Annotated in this window: 16 protein-coding genes and 1 tRNA gene; 5 read left to right on the forward strand and 12 right to left on the reverse strand. The window is 61.1% G+C overall.

Translation table 11 applies throughout. From position 1 onward, the window contains the following. Positions 1-481: 481 nt before the first annotated feature. The 5 genes from NQ492_RS15250 to mazG form a co-directional block, all read right to left on the reverse strand. Positions 482-925: a hypothetical protein gene (locus tag NQ492_RS15250; protein ID WP_044053974.1), complete on the reverse strand. Its 444-nt coding sequence runs from the start codon at positions 923-925 to the stop codon at positions 482-484. Positions 926-1,066: 141 nt separating this feature from the next. After that, positions 1,067-1,828, reverse strand: a complete 762-nt coding sequence (locus NQ492_RS15255; protein ID WP_044054682.1) for a LytR/AlgR family response regulator transcription factor — start codon at positions 1,826-1,828, stop codon at positions 1,067-1,069. Then, positions 1,828-3,132, reverse strand: a complete 1,305-nt coding sequence (locus tag NQ492_RS15260) for a histidine kinase (protein ID WP_015546123.1) — start codon at positions 3,130-3,132, stop codon at positions 1,828-1,830. Before NQ492_RS15260 ends, NQ492_RS15255 begins: the two co-directional genes overlap by 1 nt. 161 nt (positions 3,133-3,293) lie before the next feature. Further along, positions 3,294-3,830, reverse strand: a complete 537-nt coding sequence (locus tag NQ492_RS15265) for a gamma carbonic anhydrase family protein (protein ID WP_022061984.1) — start codon at positions 3,828-3,830, stop codon at positions 3,294-3,296. Positions 3,831-3,854: 24 nt separating this feature from the next. Then, on the reverse strand, positions 3,855-4,628 hold the full coding sequence (gene mazG / locus NQ492_RS15270; protein WP_259873273.1) for a nucleoside triphosphate pyrophosphohydrolase: 774 nt from the start codon (positions 4,626-4,628) through the stop codon (positions 3,855-3,857). Between the two features lie 152 nt (positions 4,629-4,780). Between mazG and NQ492_RS15275 the strand changes: the two genes are divergently transcribed. Then, entirely contained in the window at positions 4,781-6,940 is a 2,160-nt protein-coding gene (locus NQ492_RS15275) for a beta-N-acetylhexosaminidase (protein WP_044053975.1), read from the forward strand. Between the two features lie 3 nt (positions 6,941-6,943). Here the strand turns inward: NQ492_RS15275 and NQ492_RS15280 are convergent, their stop codons facing one another. Both NQ492_RS15280 and pheT read right to left on the reverse strand, forming a co-directional pair. After that, a complete protein-coding gene (locus NQ492_RS15280; RefSeq protein ID WP_044053976.1) occupies positions 6,944-7,573 on the reverse strand; it encodes a lysoplasmalogenase family protein in 630 nt (209 codons plus the stop codon). A gap of 68 nt (positions 7,574-7,641) precedes the next feature. Continuing rightward, positions 7,642-10,107 carry a phenylalanine--tRNA ligase subunit beta gene (pheT, locus tag NQ492_RS15285; protein ID WP_015546124.1) on the reverse strand — a complete coding sequence of 822 codons (2,466 nt, stop codon included), beginning with the start codon at positions 10,105-10,107 and terminating at the stop codon, positions 7,642-7,644. A gap of 337 nt (positions 10,108-10,444) precedes the next feature. Here pheT and NQ492_RS15290 point away from each other — a divergent pair, with 337 nt between their 5' ends. Further along, the gene (locus NQ492_RS15290; RefSeq protein WP_015546125.1) at positions 10,445-11,806 is read left to right on the forward strand and encodes a TrpB-like pyridoxal phosphate-dependent enzyme; all 1,362 of its coding nucleotides are present in this window, start codon (positions 10,445-10,447) and stop codon (positions 11,804-11,806) included. Between the two features lie 186 nt (positions 11,807-11,992). Here the strand turns inward: NQ492_RS15290 and NQ492_RS15295 are convergent, their stop codons facing one another. Next, a complete protein-coding gene (locus NQ492_RS15295; protein ID WP_015546126.1) occupies positions 11,993-12,898 on the reverse strand; it encodes a DMT family transporter in 906 nt (301 codons plus the stop codon). Positions 12,899-12,932: 34 nt separating this feature from the next. After that, on the reverse strand, positions 12,933-14,096 hold the full coding sequence (lysA, locus tag NQ492_RS15300; RefSeq protein WP_015546127.1) for a diaminopimelate decarboxylase: 1,164 nt from the start codon (positions 14,094-14,096) through the stop codon (positions 12,933-12,935). A gap of 117 nt (positions 14,097-14,213) precedes the next feature. On the opposite strand from lysA, the gene lepA reads away from it, so the two are divergent. The 3 genes from lepA to NQ492_RS15315 all read left to right on the forward strand — a co-directional run bounded on the left by lepA (position 14,214) and on the right by NQ492_RS15315 (position 18,055). After that, positions 14,214-16,004, forward strand: a complete 1,791-nt coding sequence (lepA, locus tag NQ492_RS15305) for a translation elongation factor 4 (protein ID WP_015546128.1) — start codon at positions 14,214-14,216, stop codon at positions 16,002-16,004. Between the two features lie 5 nt (positions 16,005-16,009). After that, positions 16,010-17,917, forward strand: coding sequence for an AMP-dependent synthetase/ligase (locus NQ492_RS15310; protein WP_015546129.1), 1,908 nt, complete (start codon positions 16,010-16,012; stop codon positions 17,915-17,917). 65 nt (positions 17,918-17,982) lie between these two features. After that, a tRNA-Gly gene (locus tag NQ492_RS15315) sits at positions 17,983-18,055 on the forward strand. A 153-nt stretch (positions 18,056-18,208) separates the two neighbouring features. Here the strand turns inward: NQ492_RS15315 and NQ492_RS15320 are convergent. From NQ492_RS15320 to NQ492_RS15330, 3 genes are read right to left on the reverse strand one after another with little or no spacing between them, the layout of a single operon-like run. Beyond that, positions 18,209-19,144, reverse strand: a complete 936-nt coding sequence (locus NQ492_RS15320; RefSeq protein ID WP_015546130.1) for a DUF4886 domain-containing protein — start codon at positions 19,142-19,144, stop codon at positions 18,209-18,211. 15 nt (positions 19,145-19,159) lie between these two features. Continuing rightward, on the reverse strand, positions 19,160-21,727 hold the full coding sequence (locus NQ492_RS15325) for a beta-mannosidase (RefSeq protein WP_044053977.1): 2,568 nt from the start codon (positions 21,725-21,727) through the stop codon (positions 19,160-19,162). A 15-nt stretch (positions 21,728-21,742) separates the two neighbouring features. Next, entirely contained in the window at positions 21,743-22,606 is an 864-nt protein-coding gene (locus NQ492_RS15330) for an AraC family transcriptional regulator (RefSeq protein WP_015546132.1), read from the reverse strand. Positions 22,607-22,708: the final 102 nt, after the last annotated feature.

Here is a 22,708-nt window from a genome sequence, read left to right on the forward strand (position 1 = left end):
GTTTGTGTGTATCTCTTTTTCGGCGGCGAACCGGCTGAAAACGCGCGTCCGTTCCGCCCGCCCCATGAAGCGGGCTTCTCAAGCCCGGGCGCAGAACCGGCCCGATAGCGTTTTCCGTTTCATCCGCCCGTAAGTCGGGCTTCTTAAGCCCGGCGCAGAACCGGCCCGATAGCGTTTCCCGTTTCATCCGCCCGTAAGTCGGGCTTTTTAAGCCCGGCGCAGAACCGGCCCGATAGCGTTTCCCGTTTCATCCGCCCGTAAGTCGGGCTTCTCAAGCCCGGGCGCAGAACCGGCCCGATAGCGTTTCCCGTTTCATCCGCCCGTAAATCGGGCTTCTTAAGCCCGGGCGGCGTTGAAAACGGGCGTAAAGTTAATTCTTTTTATGCTTGTTTTGCGCCCCGCACGGGGCGAATCGGCAAAAAAAGGGCGTCAGTCGACCAAACCGACGCCCCGGCCGTAACAAGCCTCAAGAGACCTAACCTCACTCCTTTCCCTTCTTGTCCTTCTTCGGACAGGGCTTGTCACAGCACTCCTTGCCGCCTCCGCGACGGTCGCCTTTTTTCATCATCTGGGGACCATGACCGCGCTGGCCGGGCCGCGGAGCCTGCATCTGCGACCACTGCACGAACTGCTCGGTCGTCAGGATCGACTTCATCTTTTCGGCCTCGGCCTTGCGCGCCTCCCGCATCTTCTCGCGCATGGCCTGCATCTCCTTGATCTGCTGTAAATTCAGGTTGTAAACCTCCTTGGCCTGCGCATCGGTGAGCTTCAGCTCCTTCTGCATGCGTTCGGTCATGCGCTGCGCCATCTGTTCCACGGTCGGACGCTCCTTGGGAGCGGCGGCCGGCTTGGCCTCCTGTGCGAAAGCGCCCGTTCCCGCCATCAGGCAGAGGGCTGCGGCAACTGCAAAAATCCTCTTTTTCATAATTTTTCGAATTTGGTTGTGCATCACTTTTTTTGTTTTCCGGCAATCCGGTTTCCCGGAGTTCCTGATGCAAAGGTAACGCCAATACGAAAACCCGGAGCCAGGCCCCGGGTAAAACGGCAGAACGGCGGGGTCAACCGCCTATTCGACAGGGTGAAGCGACCGCAGCCACGCCTTGAATTCGGGAACGCGGGCTTTGGAAATGACGATCCGCTCGGGCGTTTCGACGGTGAGGTGCAGCGTGAGACGGCTCCCGAACCACACGGCGATCTCCTTCACGGCCTGCCGCGCGACGATGAACTGGCGGTTGGCCCGGAAGAATTCGGACTCGGGAAGCAGTCCCTGCAACGCTTCGAGGGTTTTGTCCAGCGGGTAGGCCGCGCCGTCGAAACCGTAGGCCGTGACCTTCTCGTTCGACGTGTAGCAGTAGGCGATCCTGCTGCGGTGCAGCGGGATGATTTTGTCGCGCACGTGCACCAGGAAAACCTCCTCGCGGCGGCTGGCGGCCAGCGTGCGGACCCGCGAACCGTAATCGCTGCGCTCGACCGACGTGAGGCGGTGCAGCTTGGCCAGCGCACGGCCGACATCCGAAGCGTTGAGCGGCTTGAGCAGGTAGTCGATGCTGTTGACCTTGAAAGCTTCGAGTGCATACTGGTCGTAGGCCGTCGTGAAGATCACCGGGGCTGCGATCTCCACGGCGTCGAAGATGCGGAACGAATCGCCGTCGGCCAGGTGGATGTCCATGAACAGCAGGTCGGGGTGGGGATTCGAACGGAGCCATTCGACGCTCTCCTCGACGCTCTCGAGCGTCGCCACGATCTCCACGTCGGGAGCCGTCTGCCGCAGAATCGCCGCGAGGTTGCGCGCGGCGGCGGTTTCGTCTTCAATAATCAGGGCTTTCATCATACGGAGGGATTTTGCAGCGGCATGCGCACGGAGAAGGTGGCGCCGTCGTCGACGATTTCGATGTCGCTGCCCGTGATCAGATTCCAGCGGTTGCGCAGGTTCTCCAGCCCGATGCCGGTCGAAGGTTCGGGTTCGAGTTTGGGAACCTTGGGGTTCGACACCACGAGCAGGCCCTCTTCGGTGCGGACCGAGATGTGGAACGGCTTGGTGCGGGTGATCGAATTGTGCTTGACGGCGTTGTCGATCAGCGGTTGCAGCGAGAAGGCCGGGAGTTTCCACCCGAGGTATTTCTCGTCGACGTCGATGTCGAAAAAGAGCTTGTCGGCGTAGCGTATCTTGAAAAGGTAGCTGTAAGCCTCCAGGAATTTCAGCTCCTCGTCGAGGGTCATCAGCATGCTCTGGCCGTTCTGGATGATGTAGCGGAACGTGTACGAAAGCTGGTCGATGTAGGTCAGGGCCTTCTGGTCGTGCTTCTCGCGCACGAGCATCGCCAGCGAGTTGAGCGAGTTGAAGAAGAAATGGGGGTTGATCTGCCCGACGAGCATGTTGTAACGCGTGGTGAGGTTTTCGTTCTTGAGCCGCTCGTTCTCGACGACGACGGCCTGCCGCTGGGAAATCAGCACGTAGATGCGCCCGTAGAGCATCGACGCCACCACGGCGAACGAGCATTTGAGCAGCAGCATGTAGTCGAACATCCGCCCGCTCATAAAGTTCAGCCCGATGCGCCCCGTGTGCCACTCCGTGACGGGAGCCACGCAGTAGAGCGCAGCCGCCGCGACGCAGCACCACAGGCAGCGGCGCACGAAGCGCGACATGGAGTAGTTGCGCCTGACGGAGGTGAGGATCGAGAGCATGACGAACGACACGACGAGGTAGTAGAACAGTTGCAGGAGCAGTTCCGTCATCTTCGAAGGCCCGTTGTAAAGTTTGCTGTAATCGAACTCCGCGCCGTTGCGCGTGCGGATTTCCGCCAGCATCGGATGCGCCTTCTCGGAGCGCGGCGGCATCAGGTCCGCGACGATCCGGTCGCCGGGCGCGATCTCCAGCCACCGCATGCGCCGCGTGGGCACGTAGACGCTGTCGCCGTTCTCGTAAACCAGATACCCGTAGCCGTCGGGGTGGACCGAAAGCACGCCCTCGTCGGGCCGTTCGACGGCTCTCTGGTCGGAAGGGCGGGGCTGGCTGTCGCTGTTCAGGTCCACGAGCATCAGCAGCACGTAGGAGAAATTGACCACCAGGCTGATCGCCACGGCAACCAACAGGTTGAGCACCAGATCGGCGTATTTCGATTGCAGTTTCATATAGGGTAGTTATCGCTCTAACTAAAAATTACCGGATTTCGCTTCGGGCGGTCGTAGCCGCCGCCTACGGCGGCTCGGGTCTCTTCCGGGGAGGATCCGGAGCGGGACGGGCCTGCGAACGCGGTTTCCGGCCGCGTCCTGCCGTGCCGCACGGAACCCGGTCACTCTTCCGGCTCGCCGTACCAGGAGGCGTACAGCATATAGTCGTGGGCCGTGCGGCGGATGATCTCCTCGCGCTGCTCCGCAGTCACCTCCTTGACCTTTTTGGCCGGGACGCCCGCATAGACCGAGTTGGGTTCCAGCTGCGCGTTCGAGAGCACCAGCGCGTTGGCCGCGATGATGCACCCCGAGGGGATGCGGGCGTTGTCCAGAAGGGTGGCGCCCATGCCGATCAGGCAGTTGTCGCCGATCACCGCGCCGTGGATGATGGCGTTGTGGCCCACCGAGACGTCGTTGCCGATGATCGTCTGCGAAGGGTGCTTCGCCTTGTCGTAGATGGTGTGGAGCACCACGCCGTCCTGGATGTTCGTGCGGTCGCCGATGACGATCCGGTTCACGTCGCCCCGCAGCACGGCGTTGTACCAGATCGAGCAGTCGCGGCCGATGGTCACGTCGCCCAGAATGACGGCCGTTTCGGCCAGAAAGGTGTTCTCTCCGATCACAGGCTCATGCCCGCGGACTTTTCGTATAAGCGCCATATCTGAATTTCTGATTTTTAATTCTTAATTTCTCTTGGCTTCCTGCCACAGCTCCTCCATCGCGCCGAGCGACATATCGTGAAGCGTATGTCCTTTTGCCGCAGCGCGTTCCTCCATGTAATTGAAGCGTTGGATGAACTTCTTGTTCGTGCGTTCCAGCGCCGATTCGGGGTCCACGCCATAGAGGCGGCAGGCGTTGACGAGCGCGAACAGCAGGTCGCCGAATTCGCCTTCGAGGTCGGTCTTGCTGCCCGATTTCATCTCGGCTTCCACTTCGCCCAGCTCCTCGCGGACCTTGTCCCAGACATCCTCCTTCTGCTCCCAGTCGAAACCCGCCCCGGCGGCCTTTTCGCCCATGCGGTAGGCCTTGACCATCGCCGGGAGCGAGCGCGGAACACCGCCCAGCGTGCCGCTCCGGCGGTTCTTCTTGCGGAGTTTCAGCGCCTCCCAGTTCTCCTTGACCTGGTCGGGCGTGTTGGCGTGAATGTCGCCGTAGACGTGAGGGTGGCGGTAGATCAGCTTGTCGCACAGCGCGTCGGCCACGTCGCCGAAATCGAACGCGCCCTCTTCCTCGCCCAGTTTCGAATAGAACACCACGTGCAGCAGCAGGTCGCCCAACTCCTCCTTGATGCCCTCCATATTGTGGTCGGTGATGGCATCGGCCAGTTCGTAAGTCTCCTCGATGGTGTTGCTGCGCAGCGAGTCGAATGTCTGCTCGCGGTCCCAGGGGCACTCGCGGCGCAGGGTGTTCATCACCTCCAAAAGACGGGCCGTGGCCTTCAGACGTTTATCTTCCATGTCGCAAATTATTTTTTCACACCGGGCGCAGAAGCGGAATCTGTCCGTGATTCGCCGCCGTCCGCCCGCTAAAACCGTGGTTTTACTCCGGCAAAGGTAGCACATTCGGCGGAAAAAAAGTAACTTTGCGGGAAACAAAATCCTCACGTCGCATGAAATTACGACTTCTGATCCTCTTGACGACAGCCCTTTGCGGCCTGTGCACCGCCGCGGCGCAACCCGCCCCGGAAAAGACGACGCCCCGCGAAGCGATCTTCACGTTCGGTCCCGGAACGACAATCTCCGCCGACCGCGAACTGGCCCCCCTGGCCGAATACGCCGCCGAATACCTCGGGTGCGGGGTCCGCAACGGCATGGCGGGGGAAGGCTCCGTCGTGCTGACGCTCGACGCCCCGGACGGGGAGCCGTCGGAGGCTTACACCCTCGACATCGCGCCCGACCACATCCAGATCGGAAGTTCCACCTGCGGCGGGGTTTTCAACGGACTGCAACAACTGTTCCGGCTGCTGCCGCCCGAAGTCTACGCCCGCAGGGGGATCGCCCCGGGAACCGGCATCGCCTGCGTCAGGATCGAGGACAAGCCGCGGTTCGGCTATCGGGGGATGATGCTCGACGTGGCGCGGACGTGGATCGGAATGGATGAAGTGAAACGTTATATAGACCTGTTTTCCTACCACAATATCAACAAATTGCATCTTCATCTTTCGGACGACGAGGGGTGGCGCATCGAGATCCTTTCGCACCCCGAGCTGACCGAGATCGGCGGCTTCCGCGGCGGCGACTCGCCCGTGAGGCCCGTATACGGCAAGTGGTCAGAGAAATACGGAGGTTACTTCAAGCAAAGCGAGATGCGCGAGCTGATCCGTTACGCCGCCCTGCGGAATATCGAGATCATTCCCGAAATCGACCTGCCGGGCCACAGCCGCAACATCGCGTCGGTGCATCCCGAAATCCGCTGCAACTATCCGCCCGACACCGTGTCAACCAACGGTTACGACTACCGTTCGGCATGGTGCGTGGCCCGGGAGGAGAATTACGCGCTGCTGGGCGACATTCTGGGCGAACTGTGCGAGCTGTTCCCCTCGGAGTACATCCACGTGGGCGGCGACGAGGTCGACATGTCGCAGTGGGAGCGGTGTCCCGACTGCCGGGCGCTGATGAAACGGGAGGGGATGACCGACCCGCACCGGCTGGAGGACCTCTTCATGGAGCGCATGGCCGCAATCCTCCGTTCGCACGGCAAACGGCCCGCCGTGTGGAACGAGGCCGTGCGCACGGGAGCCTTCGCCCGGGAGTGCCGCGTGCACGGCTGGGAGAGCGTCAAGGCCTGCCTCGACGCCACGGCGAAGGGTTACCGCACCGTCGTGATGCCGGGCCAGTACTTCTATTTCGACATGCGCCAGTCGCCCCGCGAGGACGGGCACGACTGGGCGGCGATCTTTGACGCCAAAAAGGTCTACGGCTTCGGCTTCACGGAGTTCAGCCCCGAACAGATGCGCAACGTCGAGGGGTTGCAGGGGGCGTTTTTCAGCGAAGCCTACGTCTCGCACGAGCCGGAAAAGCCCGACTACCTCGACTATATGCTCTTTCCGCGCGTCTGCGCCCTCGCACGCATCGCCTGGAGCGGCAACGCCGAAGGGTGGGACGCCTATTACGAGGAGTTGAAAGGAAAACATTACGACCGGATGGCGGCCATGGGCATCCGGTTCCGGCTCTTCCCGCCGAAGGTCGGCTACGGCGACGGCGCGTTCACCGCTTCGGCGGACGACGGCTCCGCGATTTACTACCTTATGGACGGCTCTCCGGAAGAACACCCTTACACGGCTCCGGTCCGCACCGGAAAACCGCATCTCTACCGCTTCTATTCGCGCTACGGCACCGCCCGCAGCCCCTACGTGGCCGACAAGTCCCGCTGGCGGACCATTACGCCCGCCGTGGCGATCACGACCTCGATGGGCGAGAGCGCGAAGTTCCCCTATGCCAACGCCGAGACCTACAAGGGCCTTTCGCGCACGCGCCGCGCCTGCCGGCAGCAGGATTGGATACGCTACACGTTCGGCGAGCCGGTGAGGTGCCGCGAAATGTATTTGCAGACGGGAAACCGCCAGCTGCCGAAGACGATCGTGACGACGGGTTACGCCGAAGTGTCGTACGACGGCGCGACGTTCGAGCGGGCGGGAGAGTTGGAGATGGGAAGCATCACGCTGCGCCCCGGGCGTCCGGTGAAGGCCGTGCGGATCGTCTCGACGTGCGACGACAACGGCACGCCCTACGTCACAATCCAGCCGCCGCAGGTGAAACCGGCGCTGTAAGCGTCAGTTCCGGGCTGCGGTTTTGAAGGCGAAGCGGAAAAAGAGGTATTGCGCGAGGTAGTAGGTGATCATAACGATCCAGGTCCGGGCCGGAACCGGTCCGATGAAGCGGTTCCAGGCGATCACCGCGTCGGAAAAGACGAACAGCAGGGCCGCACACCTGAATCCGGCGGCGCATGCCCCGTCGTACTGGAGTGCGCTATAAAGCATTGCGGCGATGACCAGCCCGTAGACGGCGACGCCGATGCGTTCGGCCGGAAACGGGGCCTCGGGGACGATGGCGGCGAAAAGGAAGACGAGCAGCGGGACAGTGACGGCCAGCGAAACCGCACGGAGCCTGCGCCGCGCCCGGGGCAGGAACCAGCACACATAGGCGGCGTGCGCCAGCGCAAAGAAGGCCATCTGGGGAATGAACAACCCCCTGGCGCCCACGGCATCCCCGGCGGCGGAAAACAGGAAGGCGAACCCGAACGGGAGCAGTTCCCGGCGCCGCGACAGGAAGGTCGCCAGGGACAGCAGCAGGACGGGCCAAGCGACCTTATAGGGAAGCGCGGCGGCTTTGGTAAAGAACAGCACGGCTCCCGCAACGAAGAACAGGGTCGTCCACGCAAATATTCTGGAAAATCGTCGCATCGGCGTATTTTAAGGAAGACCGCCCGGCTCCGATGGGGCCGGGCGGTCTTTCGGTTGCTGAAATTTCGTCAGGCCCGGACCTGCGCGCCGCATTTCTGCTCGAACTGCCGGGTGAGGTTCGCCATCACACGCTCAATGGTCCGCTCGTCCAGCGTGCGGGTCTTGTCCTCCAGAATGAAGCTCAAAGCGTAGGATTTCTTGCCCTCGGGAAGCTTGTCGCCCTCGTAGACATCGAACAGCGAGACGCTTTTCAGCAGCTTGCGCTCGGCGGCGAAGGCTGCGTCGCGCAGCGAGGAGAAGGTCACGGACTTGTCCACCAGCAGCGCCAGATCGCGTCTGACCTCGGGGAATTTCGACAGTTCCCCGGCGGCAATCTTCAGCTTCTTCGTGGATTTCGCAAGGGCCTCGAAATTCATCTCCAGATAGTACACATCCTGCTTGACATCGGTACGGCGGCGGATTGCGGCGGCCACGGAGCCGATCTGCAACAACTGTTTGCCATTGAGCGACAGCGTGAGGCCCTCGCTGAAAAGATCGCTTTCGAGCGTCTCGGCCTTCAGCGCGTAGATGTCGACGCCGAAGCGGCGGAGCAGTTTCTCGGCGACTGCGCGCAGGGTGAAGAACGACGCCTTCACGGGCTTCGCATTCCACGACTGCGGCGTCGAGACGCCCGTGACGGCGATGGCGAGGCGGTACTCCTCGGAGTAGGCCGCCAGGCGGTTTTCGTCCGTGCGCTTCGACTCGTCGTAGAAATAGCAGTTGCCGAACTCGTAGAGGCAGAGATCGCCGTTGCGGCGGTTGGCGTTCAGACCGACGGCCTCCAGCATGTTGAACAGCAGCGTCTGGCGCATCACGTTCAGGTCGGCGCTCAACGGGTTGAGAATGCGCACGCAACGCTCGGCGGGGCAGGAGGTCAGGCCCTCGTAATAGGCGGCTTTCGTCAGCGAGTTGGACATGATCTCGGTAAACCCGTTGGCCGTGAGGAAATCGGCCGCGAGGTTCATCAGACGGTTGCGGTCGGGTTTCGGCGCATAGGAAAGCGTCGAACGGACCTGCGTGGGGATTTCGACGTTGTTGTAGCCGTAGATGCGCAGGATGTCCTCCACGAGGTCGGCTTCGCGCTGCACGTCGACACGGTAGGGCGGCACGGCGACCGTCAGCACGCCGTCTTTCTCGGCGAGGATCTTCACCTCCAGCGCCGCGATGATCGTGCGGACGACCGTTTCGGGAATCTCCTTGCCGATCAGCGCGTTGACCCTTGCCAACGAGATGTCGAAGACGAAATCCCCGATCGGCTCCGGATAGATGTCCGTGATGCCGCTGGAGATCGTACCCCCGGCCAGCTCCTTCATCAGCAGGGCGGCGCGCTTGGCGGCGTAGACCTGCATGTTGGGGTCGATGCCGCGCTCGAAGCGGAACGAAGAGTCGGTATTCAGGCCGAAACGCTTGGCCGTCTTGCGTACCCACACGGGGTTGAAATAGGCGCTCTCGATAAATACGTCGGTCGTGGTGTCGCTCACGCCCGAGTCCAGTCCGCCGAAGACGCCGGCGATGCACATGGGACGCTCGGCCGAGCAGATCATCAGGTCCTTGTCCGTGAGTTTGCGCTCCACGCCGTCCAGCGTCACGAAGGGCGTGCCCTCGGCGCAGGTGCGGACCACGACTTCGCGGCCCTCGATCTTCGCGGCGTCGAAGGCGTGCAGGGGCTGGCCCAGCTCGAACAGCACGAAATTGGTGATGTCGACCAGATTGTTCTTGGGATTGATGCCCGCGGCGCGCAGGCAGTTCTGCATCCACTCGGGCGACGGACCGATCTTGCAGCCCGTGACCGTAACGCCGGCATAGCGGGGCGCGGCCTCGGGATTCTCGACGCGGACCGCCACCTCCAGGTCGTGATTGTCGGGAGCGAAGGCCGAAACATCGGGCAGTTTCACTTCGGCATTTTCGCCGCGGCTCTTCAGGTAAGCGGCCAGATCGCGCGCCACGCCGATGTGCGAAGCGGCGTCCACACGGTTGGGCGTGAGTCCGATCTCGATCAGGTAGTCGTCCTCGACATGCAGGTATTCCCTGGCCTCCATGCCCACGGGGGCGTCGGCCGGAAGCTCCATGATGCCGTCGTGCGAAGACCCGATGCCCAGCTCTTCCTCGGCGCAGAGCATTCCGAGCGACTCCACGCCGCGGATCTTCGAACGTTTGATCTTGAACTCCTCGTCGCCGCCGTCGGGGTAGAGCACCGCGCCGACCGTGGCGCAGAGGACTTTCAATCCGGCCCGGCAGTTCGCGGCGCCGCAGACGATCTGCAACGGCTCGGCGGCTCCCACGTCCACCGCGGTGACGTGCAGGTGGTCCGAATCGGGGTGATCGGCACAGGTCACAACCTCGCCGACGACAACGCCCCGAAGGCCGCCTTTCACGGTTTCGATCTTCTCGAAGCCTTCGACTTCGAGGCCGATGTCCGTCAGGATTTCAGCGATCTTTTCGGCCGGAAGATCGGTCGCGATATAACGTTTGAGCCAGTTATACGAAATATTCATATCGTTAAGTTTTGAATTTGCGGATAATCATGCAAAAATATAAATTTTTCCGCAAAGTACGGTAAAAATTCCTTACATATATAGGTGTCGAAAATAATTCGTAAAAAATTTGCATTTTACGAACCGACCGCATATATTTGCAGAAACAAAGCTGAAAGATGATCCGCAATTTCAACATACAGGCATGGTGGTGGCGCTCGTTGACTCTCGTGAACAATGAGTGCGGAACCGCGCGTGTATAGTTGAACCCCGAAAAATACACAAGCCCGTTGTTTACGAAAAGTAAGCAGCGGGCTTTTTCGTTTGTACATTTCAAATTCAAAAACCGATACCCATTATGGAAACGAAAAAATTCTGCCTCACCGAAAAACAGATGCCCACGCAATGGTACAACATCGTGGCCGACATGCCCAACAAACCGCTCCCGCCGCTGCACCCCGGAACGAAAAAGCCCGTCACGAAGGAGCAGATGTCGGCGATCTTCGCCGAGGAACTGATCGACCAGGAGATGTCGACCGAGCGTTACATCGACATTCCCGAGGAGGTGCAGGAGATTTACAGGATATGGCGCCCGACGCCGCTCGTGCGCGCAACGGGGCTGGAAAAGGCCCTCGGAACGCCCGCGAAGATCTTTTTCAAGAACGAAAGCGTGTCGCCCGCGGGTTCGCACAAGCCCAACACCGCCGTGCCGCAGGCCTACTACAACTACAAACAGGGCATCAAGCACCTGACCACCGAGACCGGCGCCGGACAGTGGGGCGCGTCGATCGCCTTCGCGGCCAAGCACTTCGGCATCGACCTCCAGGTATTCATGGTCAAGGTCAGCTACGACCAGAAGCCCTACCGCCGCCTGATGATGAACACGTGGGGCGCGGAGTGCGTGGCGTCGCCCTCGACGCTGACCGAATCGGGCCGTGCGGCGCTGGAGCGCGATCCGCACTGTTCGGGAAGCCTCGGGCTGGCCATTTCCGAGGCCGTGGAGATGGCTTTGCGCCGTCCGGAAGACACGCGCTACTGCCTGGGAAGCGTGCTGAATCACGTGGTTCTGCACCAGACGGTCATCGGCCAGGAGGCCGCGACGCAGATGGAGATGGCCGACGCCGAGCCGGACATGGTGATCGGATGTTTCGGAGGCGGCAGCAACTTCGCGGGCATCGGCTTCCCGTTCCTGCGGAAGAATTTCGCCGAGGGGAAGAAGATACGCGTGATCGCCGTGGAGCCTGAAGGATGCCCGAAACTCACCCGCGGCGAATTCCAGTACGACTTCGGCGACGTGGCGGGATTCACGCCCCTGATCCCGATGTACACGCTGGGCCACGATTTCCAGCCTTCGGACATTCACGCCGGGGGATTGCGCTACCACGGAGCCGGCTCGATCGTCAGCCAGCTGATGAAGGACGGGCTGATCGAGGCGCAGTCGATGCCGCAGGTCGAGACCCTCGCCGCAGGCGTTCTGTTCGCCCAGACCGAGGGCATCATCCCGGCTCCGGAGTCGACGCACGCCATCGCCGCGACGATCCGCGAAGCGCTGAAAGCCAAGGAGGAAGGCGTGTCGAAAACCATCCTGTTCAACCTCTCGGGCAACGGCGTGATCGACCTCTACGCCTACGAGCAGTATCTGGCCGGAGCATTGAAGGACTTCTCGCCGAGCGATGAGGAAATCCGCAAGACGATCAACCAGTTGGAGCATCTTATCTGAAGCTGCGCTCAAAATAGGAGAAGCGAGACTTTCGGGTCTCGCTTTTTGTTTTGCGCCGGAGGTGCAGAACGGGGCGGGAGACCAGAGAGACATTCCATCGCCCCCTAAAACCCGCTTCTTAAGCGGGCGGCGCAGAACGGGGCGGGAGACCAGAGAGACATTCCATCGCCCCCTAAAACCCGCTTCTTAAGCGGGGCGGGAACCGAGCCAGAGGAAGAACATGCCGACGAGGATAAAGGCCAGGTCGACGGCCTTCGAGCGCAGGTTGCGCTCGCGGAACAGCACCGCGCCGCAGAGAAACGACACCACGACCGAGCCGCGGCGGACCATCGAGACCACGGAGATCATGGCGTCCGGATCGCGCAGGGCGAACAGGTAGGCGAAGTCGGCCAGCGAAAGGAACACCGAGATCAGCGGAATGGCCCAGCTCCAATGGAACGGGGTGGTGGCGTGCCGCCGGGGCCACCAGAGGATGCCGACCACGACGGACATCATCCCGAGCTGGTAGAGGTTATACCAGCTCTGCACGAAAACCGGATCGAGGCGCGCCATGATATATTTGTCGTACAGCCCGCTGACGGCGCCCGTCACGGCCGCCAGGGCGATGAACAGAATCCAGAGGTTATGGGTGAAGACGACCCCTTCGCGGCGGCTCGAACGGCTCAGCAAGAAGAGCGACACGAGGGCCAGCGCAACGCCGGTCCACTGGTAGGCGTTGAGACGCTCGCCGAAGATCACGAACGCCCCGACGAGCACCATAACGGGGCGCGTGGCGTTGATCGGCCCGACGATGGTGATCGGAAGGTGCTTCATGCCGAAGTAACCGAAAATCCACGAAGTGAGCACGATGGCCGATTTCAGAACGACCAGGGCGTGGGCCTCCCATGTGCCGGGAGCCGTCGCCAGCAGGGTATGGTCGAACCATCCGAGGCCGAACTCCGCCGAGAGGATCGCGGGCAGGAAGAACAGCGTCGAAAAGAGCGTGTTGAGCAACAGCACGGGCAGCACGGCGTTGCCGGTGAGGGCCTTTTTCTTGGCCGCATCGTAGAAGCCGAGCAGCGCCGCCGAGGTGAATGCCAAAGTGAGCCACATAGCGATGAGGAAAGGCGGCCGGAGCCGCCTTTATCTATTTGATTTCGTCGCTGTAAACGGCGCCGGGAAGATCGTGGAGGTTGTAGCGCGAAGCCATCGACATGCCGTAGGCCCCGGCCGACTTGATGGTCAGCAGGTCGCCCCGGTGCGTGCGGCGCAGGGTGACGTTCTCGTCGAAAACGTCCGTCGATTCGCAGGCCGTGCCGACAACCGTGTATTTCTCGCGCACCTCGTCGTCCTTGGCCGTGATGTTCTCGATGTTGTGGTACGAACCGTACATCGCCGGGCGGACCAGCTCGGTCATCGAAGCGTCGACGATCACCAGCTTGCGGCCCGTGGCGGTGGTCTTGTTGAACAGCACCGTCGTGATCAGCTCGCCGCATTCGGCGACGATCGAACGCCCGAACTCGAAGTGCACCTCGCGGTCGCCGATGCGCAGGTGGTTGTGGACGATCGAGAACAGCGACGCGAAGTTGGGGATCGGCTCGTTCTCGGGAACGTCGTAGTTGACGCCCAGACCGCCGCCCACGTCGACGAAACGGAACTTGCAGCCCAGTTTTTCGAGGTTCTCGACGATGACGTTGACCTTGTTGCACATGTTCTCGAAGACATGCAGCTCGCGGATCTGCGATCCGATGTGCAGGTGCAGTCCGATGATGTTGACGTTTTTGAGCGACCGGATCTCCGCGGCGTGCTCAAGCACTTCCTCGTAGGAGATGCCGAACTTGCTGTCCGCCTGGCCCGTGTCGATGCAGTGGTTGGTCTTGGGGTCGATGTCGGGGTTGATGCGCAGCGCGATGTCGGTCACCTTGCCCGCCTCGGCCGAAAGGGCATCGACCAGCTCCAGTTCCTGAATCGACTCGCAGTTGATGGCCAGAATGTTCTGCTCGATGGCGTATTTCAGCTCCTTGTCGCGTTTGCCCACGCCCGCATAGACGATGCCCTTGGGGTCGAATCCGGCCTCGACGGCCTTGCGCAGCTCGTTGCCCGAGGCGCAGTCGATGCCCAGCCCGTATTCGCGGATGACCGCCAGCAGATGGTCGTCGTAGTTGGCCTTGATGGCGTAGTGGACCTTGTAGCCGTATTTCTTCGACTCGTAGACGACGCTTTCGAGGGTCTGGCGCAACAGCGCCATGTCATAGAGGTAGAACGGGGTCTCGTAGCCCCGGAGTTTGGATGCGATTTGTCTGCTTAACATCTTTAACCTAACTTGTTGAAGTCACAAATATAAGCAATTTGTGCCATTCCGGCAAACGGAAGCCCTCCGATATATTCAAAAATTTATGTATATTTGCCGAAGATTTTACCCTTATATATGAAAAACATCCGAAATTTCTGCATCATAGCCCACATCGACCACGGCAAATCGACACTCGCAGACCGTCTGCTGGAGAAGACCAACACGCTCAACCAGCGCGAAATGCAGTCGCAGGTGCTCGACGACATGGACCTCGAACGCGAAAAGGGAATCACCATCAAGAGCCACGCCATCCAGATGGAGTACACGGCCCGCGACGGACAGCGGTACACGCTCAACCTGATCGACACCCCGGGACACGTCGACTTCTCGTACGAAGTGTCGCGCGCAATCGCCTCGTGCGAAGGGGCGCTGCTGGTGGTCGACGCCACGCAGGGCATTCAGGCGCAGACGATTTCGAACCTCTACCTCGCCGTGGGGCACGACCTGGAGATCATCCCCGTGCTGAACAAGATCGACATGGATTCGGCGATGATCGACGAGGTGAAGGATCAGGTGATCGACCTCATAGGATGCAGGGAGGAGGATATTCTGCTGGCATCGGGCAAGACGGGACTGGGCGTCGAAGAGGTGTTGGAAGCGATCGTAAACCGCATTCCCGCTCCCACGGGCGACGAGAGCGCGCCGTTGCAGGCGCTGATCTTCGACTCGGTGTTCAACCCCTTCCGCGGGATCATCGCCTATTTCCGCGTCTTCAACGGCACGCTGCGCAAGGGCGACCACGTGAAGTTCTTCAACACGGGCAGCGAGTACGACGCCGACGAAATAGGCGTGCTGAAACTCAAGATGCAGCCCCGGCAGGAGATCAGGGCCGGGGACGTGGGGTATATCTGCTCGGGGATCAAGACCTCGTCGGACGTGAAGGTCGGCGACACGATCACCTCGGTGACCAACCCCGCCAAAGAGGCCATCGCCGGATTCGAGGACGTGAAGCCGATGGTCTTCGCGGGCGTCTACCCGGTGGAGGCCGACCAGTACGAGGACCTGCGCGCGTCGCTCGAAAAATTGCAGCTCAACGACGCTTCGCTCACGTTCGAGCCGGAAAGCTCGCTGGCGCTCGGATTCGGGTTCCGCTGCGGATTCCTCGGGCTGCTGCACATGGAGATCATTCAGGAGCGGCTGTACCGCGAATTCGACATGGACGTCATCACGACCGTGCCCAACGTGTCGTACCGCATCACCACGACGCAGGGCGACGTGGTCGAGGTGCACAACCCCTCGGGACTGCCCGAGGTGACGAAGATCGACAAGATCGAGGAACCCTACATCCTCGCGCAGATCATCACCAAGTCGGAGTTTCTGGGCAACGTCATCAAACTCTGCATCGACAAGCGCGGGGTGATGAAGAACCAGACATTCATCACGCAGGACCGCGTGGAGGTCAATTTCGACATGCCCCTCTCGGAGATCGTCTTCGACTTCTACGACAAGCTCAAGAGCATCTCGAAAGGATACGCCTCGTTCGACTACCACCGCACGGGATTCCAGCCCTCGAAACTCGTCAAGCTCGACATCCTGCTCAACGGGGAGCCGGTCGACGCCCTCTCGTCGCTCACCTACACGGACCACGCCTACGATTTCGGACGCAAGATGTGCGAAAAGCTCAAGGAGCTGATCCCCCGCCAGCAGTTCGACATCGCCATACAGGCCGCCGTCGGCGCCAAGATCATCGCACGCGAAACGGTCAAGGCCGTGCGCAAGGACGTGACGGCGAAGTGCTACGGCGGAGATATTTCGCGTAAGCGCAAGCTGCTCGAAAAACAGAAGAAGGGCAAGAAGCGCATGCGCCAGATCGGTAACGTCGAAGTTCCCCAGTCGGCATTCCTCGCCGTGCTGAAAATGGATTAAGAACCATGAAAAAGACCATCATCGACCTCTTCGAGGCCTCCGTGCGGAAATACGGGGCCAAGACCTTCCTGCTCGAAAAACGCCATCACAAATTCGAGCCTACGACCTATGCCGAGACCCGCGAGCAGGCGCTCGAAGCCGGAGCCGGACTCGCCGCGCTCGGCATCCGCCCCGGAGACAAGGTGGCGATACTGGCCGAAGGCAGCAACGCATGGATCATTTCCGAACTGGGGCTGTTCTACGCCGGGGCGGTCAGCGTGCCCCTGTCGGTGAAACTCGAAGAGTCGAACGACCTCCTCTTCCGCATGCGGCACGCCGAGGTCAAGGCCGTTTTCGTGTCGAAACACCAGCTGCCCAAGATCCGCCGCATCCGCGCCGGACTGCCGCAGCTGGAGCAGGTGATCGTCCTCGGACACATTCCGCTGGAATCCGGGGAGACGGCCTACGGGACGCTCAAGCGTCTGGGCCGCGAATACCTCGCCAAGAACAAGGAGGAGTTCATGGAGATCGGGCAGGCGATCCGGAATGACGATTACGCCACGATCACCTACACCTCGGGCACGACGTCGGACCCCAAAGGCGTGATTCTGACCCACCGCAACTACACGGCCAACGTCGAGCAGGCGTTGTCGCGGGTCGACATTCCGCCGCATTTCCGCACGCTGATCATCCTGCCGCTCGACCACTGTTTCGCCCACGTCGTGGGTTTCTACATCATGATCGCCTGCGGAGCCTCGGTGGCCACGGTGCAGATCGGAGCGACGCCGATGGAAACGCTCAAGAACATCCCGCAGAACATCCGCGAAGTGCAGCCGCACTTCCTGCTGTCGGTCCCGGCGCTGGCCAAGAACTTCCGGAAAAACATCGAAAGCTCCATACGGGCCAAGGGGAGATTCACCGAGGCGCTTTTCAACCTCGCGCTCCGCACGGCATACGCATACAACAGCGACGGGTACGGCAGGGGCAGCGGATGGCGCATCGTGCTGGCCCCCGTCGTCGGGATTTTCGACGCGCTGCTGTTCCGCAAGGTGCGGCAGGCGTTCGGTGGCCACCTCGAGTTCTTCGTCGGGGGCGGTGCGCTGCTCGACGCGGAGTTGCAGCGGTTTTTCTACGCCATCGGAATCCCGATGTTCCAGGGATACGGACTTTCGGAGGCGACGCCCGTGATTTCGACCAACTCGCCCAAACATCACTGGCACCGGTTCGGATCGTCGGGCAAGATACTCATTCCGCTGGACCTGAAGATCCTCGACGAGGAGGGCCGCGAGGTTCCCCGCGGGCAGAAGGGCGAAATCGTCGTCCGCGGCGAGAACGTCATGGCCGGCTACTGGAAGAATCCCGGGGCCACGGCCGAAACCGTGCGCGACGGGTGGCTCCACACGGGCGACATGGGTTACGTCTCGGAGGATGATTTCCTCTATGTGCTGGGACGTTTCAAGAGCCTGCTGATCGCTTCGGACGGCGAAAAATACAGCCCCGAAGGAATGGAGGAGGCGATCGTGGACAAGTCGCCCTACATCGACCAGATCATCGTGCACAACAACCAAAGCCCGTTTACGGGGGCGATCGTGGTCCCCAACCGCGAGGCGCTGCGCCGCGAGCTGGAGGCCCGCAGGACGCCCGAAGCGGAGCGCGCAAACGTCGCAGCGGAGATTCTCGGCGCCGAGATCGACCGTTACCGCGCCGGAGGAACCTATGCCGGGGAGTTTCCGGAACGGTGGCTGCCTGCGGGACTGGCCATTGTCGACGAGGCTTTCACGGAGCAGAACGGATTGGTGAACAGCACGATGAAGGTCGTGCGCGGGAAGGTCGAGGAGCATTTCCGAAACCGGCTCGACTACCTCTATTCGGCCGAGGGCCGCAGCCTGAAAAACCCCGAAAACCTTGCGTCGCTGAAAAAAATCGTGGGGTAGGCGCATTTTTCAGCCGCCGAAAACTTGACAAATAAAAAAAACGGAGTAACTTTGTACTCCGTAATGCGGAAATAGCTCAGTCGGTAGAGCATCAGCTTCCCAAGCTGAGGGTCGCGGGTTCGAATCCCGTTTTCCGCTCGAAGAGGTCCTTGCAGACCTCTTTTTTCGTTGGTGGCGGTAGGGAGGGGGCAGGGCGGGCTTCGAACCCACATCCGGCAGATAACGGGAATGCTCCGGCGAATGGCAGGATACCTATATCTGCATGGCGGAATGCCCGACCAACCCCGACCGCTACCGGACTGCCGTCCCGCCCTCGCCGGCGACAGGTTCCGTCCAAACGGAGAACCGCCGGACGCAGGCTCTGCGGGCCGCCTCCTGACAGGCTTCGGCCTCCTGGGGCGTCAGCTCGTGAGGGGTTCCCGCCAGACGGCAGCCGTTCCCGGCGACGTTCGTCCCGAAGGCCGGGGCCACGAGCGTCTGGAACCATGCGCAGGCCGCAGTGTAACGTCCGGTCCCGGGATTCAGGTGGTATCCGTCGCGCGTCAGGTCCAGCGAGTCGCACAGCGCCGTGTTGCGCAGGTCCTGAATCGCCGTGCCCGACGGGACGACCACTTCGACGGAGGTCTCCCGCATGAGTTGTTCGACCGAAGAGACGATTCCCCGGTACATCAGTTGCTGGTTCTTCTCGTATCGTCCGAAATCCCGGTGCTGCGAATTGCGGGCATAGGCCCATGTCTGTTGCCAGGCGATGCAGGCTCCGGCATTGGGGCAACACCATCGCACGATCTCGACCAGCCGGCCGAACCAGGGCTGATAGGTCGGATAGATGCCCGATTTGCCCGACGCCTGTTGCAGTACCACGACGTCCCACCGTTCGTCGGCGATTCCGTCCAACAGGGTCGCTTTCTTCGAAACGGTCTCCCAGCGGTTGGACGTCGACTTGTAATAGATATACGCAGGGGCGTTGCCGGCATATTCCCGGCAATGGCGTTCGAGCGAACACCCGGCTATGTAGAGACGCCCCAGCACGACGTTCCGGATGCCGGCAGCCTCCAGCAGCTCGGGCAGATACATCATGCCGTCGTCGGTGAAGCTGTTGCCGATGCCGAGGATGCGCAGCGTGTCGGGCTGCTGCGGGATGGGGTAGTTGGGGAACTTTTGGGCGAACAGGCTGACGCAGACGAGCGACAGTCCTACGGTCAGCAAAAGGCGCAATGTGCGTTTCATAATCGTATGGTCGGTTTATCGGGTTTGTTGCAGATGGGTGATGCGCAGCAGCCGGTCGAATTCGGACCGGGACAGCGTCGTTGCGACCCGCACCGTTTTGCTGACGCCCGGTACGAGGTCGAAATAGTTGTCCTCGAAATGTTCGTTGCCGTCGAGAGCGAGCCAGACGGCGCGGACGAAACGGTCGCTCGAGAGCGTAATTTCATAACCGTCCGCCGCAGGTCCGACGCTCCATCGGATGTCGGCTTCGGGCAGCTCAAGCTCTTTTTGAGAGACGAAATATCCGATGTTGGCGTAGCGGCGTCCGTCGGTCGTGAATTCCGCGACGACGATCGCCCGATTGCGGGCGCAACCGTGCAAGAGTCCGGAAATGTCGGCCGAATAGACGTTCCGACTGGCATTGGGTGCGACGGTTAGGCTGCGGGTGTTTTCCGAGAGGAGGGCGCCGTCCATGTCCATGACCGTTATCCGGAGTTTGCCCCGGACCGTTTTGCGGCGGTCCGACACAAGGCGGACGTTCAGTGTGTTTCCCTCGGCAAGGGGCGATACGAGGATGTCGTCGAAGGCCGGGCGGGCGAAATAATGTTGCGCCTTCCAGCGGCCGTACCAGTCGCGGCTGGCCCACGAAGCCACGGGCCAGCAGTCGTTATGCTGCCAGAAGAGCGATCCCCAGCAGTAGGGTTTGTCGCGCCGGTGCGCCTCGATGGCGGTCTTGATGGCGTCGCCCTGCAAAACGTGGCTCATGTAAAGGAACGTGCGGAAATCGCGTGCGGGCCAGTATTCGTCTTCGAGGTATTGGCGGATGCGCATGTTGGCGAAATCGCCGCCGCGCTGATGGGCCATCATCACCTCCGATTCGATGTCCCAGTCGCGCTCTTCGGGGGCGAAACGCAGGACGGAGGCGTATTCGGGGAACGACTGGAAGCCGTATTCGCTGAAGAAGCGGCTGCGCGTGGCGTTGTAGTCGGCGATCGGTGCGCGGCTGTGCCACACTTTCCAGAAATGCGTATCGCCTTCGCTGTTTTCGCTCGTGCCTTCGTGACGCGACCAGGGCGACGAGGGGTGGTAAGGCGTGCCGGGCGAGCAGGCGGCGACGGCTTCGGGCAGCACTTCGTAGTATTGGCGGCGGAGCCGGTCGCCGATGATCCGGTCCCATTCGGGATGCCCCTGTTCGGCGTACCGGGTGTTCCATCCCCAGCCGAACCACGCTTCGTTGCACTCGTTGTTGCCGCACCATACGGCGATCGAGGGGTGGTTGCGCAGACGGCGGATGTTGTCTTCGGCTTCGAGCCGGACGTTTTCGAGCCATGCCCCCTCGGCGGGATAGACGCTGCATGCGAACATGAAATCCTGCCATACGAGGATACCCCGTTCATCGCACAGTTCGTAGAAAACATCGTCTTCATAGACACCTCCGCCCCAGACGCGCAGCATGTTCATGTTCACGGCCGCGGCGTCGTCGATCGTCTTCTCGTAGACGGCGCGCGTGACGCGCGGCAGGAAGACGTCGCAGGGGATGTAGTTGGCTCCCTTGGCGAAGAGCGGCTCGCCGTTGAGTTCGAAGTAGAAGGTCGTGCCGTCGGCGACCTTGTCGCGCACGAGGCGCAGCGAGCGCAGCCCGATGCGGGTGGTCCGGCTGTCGGAGGCGTCGCCCGCCGCGACCGAAGCCCGGAATTCGTAGAGATGGGGTTCGCCCAGTTCGCGGGTCCACCAGAGTTTCGGAGAGGCAATGTCGAGCGGGACGGTTACCTTGTTGATTCCGGAGCGCAGCGGCGCCGTGACCGAGGCTTCGATGCCTTCGCCGGGGGATGCAACGGTGACTACGGCTTCCGCCAGGTCACGGGCGGAGGCGATTTCCACCTCGACCTCGACCCGGGCGCGCCTGGCCGTAACCTCCTGCTGGCGGTAGAAGACATCGCTGATGCGGGCGCCGCTCCAGCCCTCCAGATAGACCGGACGCCAGATGCCCGAGGTCACCAGGCGCGGACCCCAGTCCCAGCCGTAGTGGTAACCCGCCTTGCGGGCGAAGACGCTGACGCGTTTGTCGAAAAGCCCGCCGTTGGCCGACTGATCGTTGACGGCCTCGTAACGGTAGGGCAGCGAGTCGTATTTGGGCAGGTCGACCTTGATCGGCGAGTGGAAATAGACTTTCAGGGTGTTTTCGCCCGGACGGAGCAGCCGTTTGACCTCCGTGCGCCAGCGGCGGAACATGTTGTCGGCGGCGAGCACCTTCTCGTCGTTGAGGTAGACGTCGGCATAGGTGTCGAGCCCTTCGAAGACCAGTTCGATCCGCTCGCGGGCGAGCAGGCCGGCGTCGGCCTCGAAATGCGTTTCGTAGATCCAGTCTTCCTTGTCGACCCACTGTACGCCGCGCTCGTTGAGGCGGAAATAGGGGTCTTCGATGATCCGGTTGGCCATCAGGTCGGTGTGCACCGTGCCGGGGACCGTGGCCGGATACCAGTTGTTGAGCCGCGCCTGACGGAACTGCCAGTCGTCGTGCAGGTGTTGACGGACGGGGGCTGCGGCTGCGGCGAGGGCCATGCAGAGGGACATAGCGGTAAGGATTGGTTTGAAGTTTTTCATAAGATGAAGGGTAGATCAGTATTTGATGAGCATCTGGGAGATGTATTCGCGGTATTCGATCGGGGTCATGTTTTTCTTTTTGGTGAAGATGCGGATGAAATTCGACTTGTTGTTGAAGCCGCAGGCGTAGCAGATCTCCGAGGCGCTGAGCGTCGTGTTGGCAAGCAGCTGGCAGGCCTTGGAGATGCGCATGTTGTTGACGAAGGTGATGTAGGAGATGTTCGTGCGCTTCTTGAAAAAGTGCGAAAAGGCCGATTCCGACATGTTGACCAACCCGGCCACGTCGGTGAGCCGGATGTTCTGGCAGAGGTTTTTCTCGATGTAGTCGCAGACTTTGGCGATGCGGCGCGATTTGGAGGTGTGGACAATGTTCTTCGAGTCGCAGAGATTGCTCATAAGCACCTTGCGGTTGGCCGTGGCCAGCGCGTTGAGAATGTCCAGAAAAGCGGTCGCCGACTGGAATCCCTGCATGCGCGTGAGTTCAAGAATCCGGTCCCGGACGCTCAACTGTTCGGGACCTGTGAACGAAAGCCCCTGCCGGGAGTCGAGCAGCAGTTGCCGGATGGGGAGAAACAGGCGTTTGTTGACGATCGGGAAGTCGATCAGGTCGCCCGAGAACTGGATGGTGATGACGTGGTTGGTTTTCAGGGGCGATTTCCACACGTGCGGCACATAGGGACCGGTCATCACCAGGTCCAGCGGGCCGAAATCCTCGGTGGAATCGCCCACGATGCGCGATCCCCGGGTGTTCATCACCAGATTGATCTCGTATTCCGGATGGCAGTGGATCGGATAGTCGAAATGCGCGTTGGGGTGGTTGAGGATGATGAAAAGGTCCTCGTTCGTGATCGGGGTGATCTCCTGCTGTATCTCTTTCATGTCCGGTAAGGGTTTCAGGTCCGGTACAAAAATAGGAATAATTCAGAAAGCTCCATGAATAATTCAAAAAAGTATACTTGTTTAACCGACTTATACAATCCG

It is taken from the genome of Alistipes shahii WAL 8301 (genome assembly GCF_025145845.1).
Classification (GTDB): Bacteria; Bacteroidota; Bacteroidia; order Bacteroidales; family Rikenellaceae; genus Alistipes; species Alistipes shahii.

What these genes read in the sequence shown, in the direction of transcription:
- NQ492_RS15250 (WP_044053974.1), bottom strand. Translation starts at nt 925, where the DNA reads ATGAAAAAGAGGATTTTTGCAGTTGCCGCAGCCCTCTGCCTGATGGCG.
- NQ492_RS15255 (WP_044054682.1), bottom strand. Translation starts at nt 1,828, where the DNA reads ATGAAAGCCCTGATTATTGAAGACGAAACCGCCGCCGCGCGCAACCTC.
- NQ492_RS15260 (WP_015546123.1), bottom strand. Translation starts at nt 3,132, where the DNA reads ATGAAACTGCAATCGAAATACGCCGATCTGGTGCTCAACCTGTTGGTT.
- NQ492_RS15265 (WP_022061984.1), bottom strand. Translation starts at nt 3,830, where the DNA reads ATGGCGCTTATACGAAAAGTCCGCGGGCATGAGCCTGTGATCGGAGAG.
- mazG (WP_259873273.1), bottom strand. Translation starts at nt 4,628, where the DNA reads ATGGAAGATAAACGTCTGAAGGCCACGGCCCGTCTTTTGGAGGTGATG.
- NQ492_RS15275 (WP_044053975.1), top strand. Translation starts at nt 4,781, where the DNA reads ATGAAATTACGACTTCTGATCCTCTTGACGACAGCCCTTTGCGGCCTG.
- NQ492_RS15280 (WP_044053976.1), bottom strand. Translation starts at nt 7,573, where the DNA reads ATGCGACGATTTTCCAGAATATTTGCGTGGACGACCCTGTTCTTCGTT.
- pheT (WP_015546124.1), bottom strand. Translation starts at nt 10,107, where the DNA reads ATGAATATTTCGTATAACTGGCTCAAACGTTATATCGCGACCGATCTT.
- NQ492_RS15290 (WP_015546125.1), top strand. Translation starts at nt 10,445, where the DNA reads ATGGAAACGAAAAAATTCTGCCTCACCGAAAAACAGATGCCCACGCAA.
- NQ492_RS15295 (WP_015546126.1), bottom strand. Translation starts at nt 12,898, where the DNA reads ATGTGGCTCACTTTGGCATTCACCTCGGCGGCGCTGCTCGGCTTCTAC.
- lysA (WP_015546127.1), bottom strand. Translation starts at nt 14,096, where the DNA reads ATGTTAAGCAGACAAATCGCATCCAAACTCCGGGGCTACGAGACCCCG.
- lepA (WP_015546128.1), top strand. Translation starts at nt 14,214, where the DNA reads ATGAAAAACATCCGAAATTTCTGCATCATAGCCCACATCGACCACGGC.
- NQ492_RS15310 (WP_015546129.1), top strand. Translation starts at nt 16,010, where the DNA reads ATGAAAAAGACCATCATCGACCTCTTCGAGGCCTCCGTGCGGAAATAC.
- NQ492_RS15320 (WP_015546130.1), bottom strand. Translation starts at nt 19,144, where the DNA reads ATGAAACGCACATTGCGCCTTTTGCTGACCGTAGGACTGTCGCTCGTC.
- NQ492_RS15325 (WP_044053977.1), bottom strand. Translation starts at nt 21,727, where the DNA reads ATGAAAAACTTCAAACCAATCCTTACCGCTATGTCCCTCTGCATGGCC.
- NQ492_RS15330 (WP_015546132.1), bottom strand. Translation starts at nt 22,606, where the DNA reads ATGAAAGAGATACAGCAGGAGATCACCCCGATCACGAACGAGGACCTT.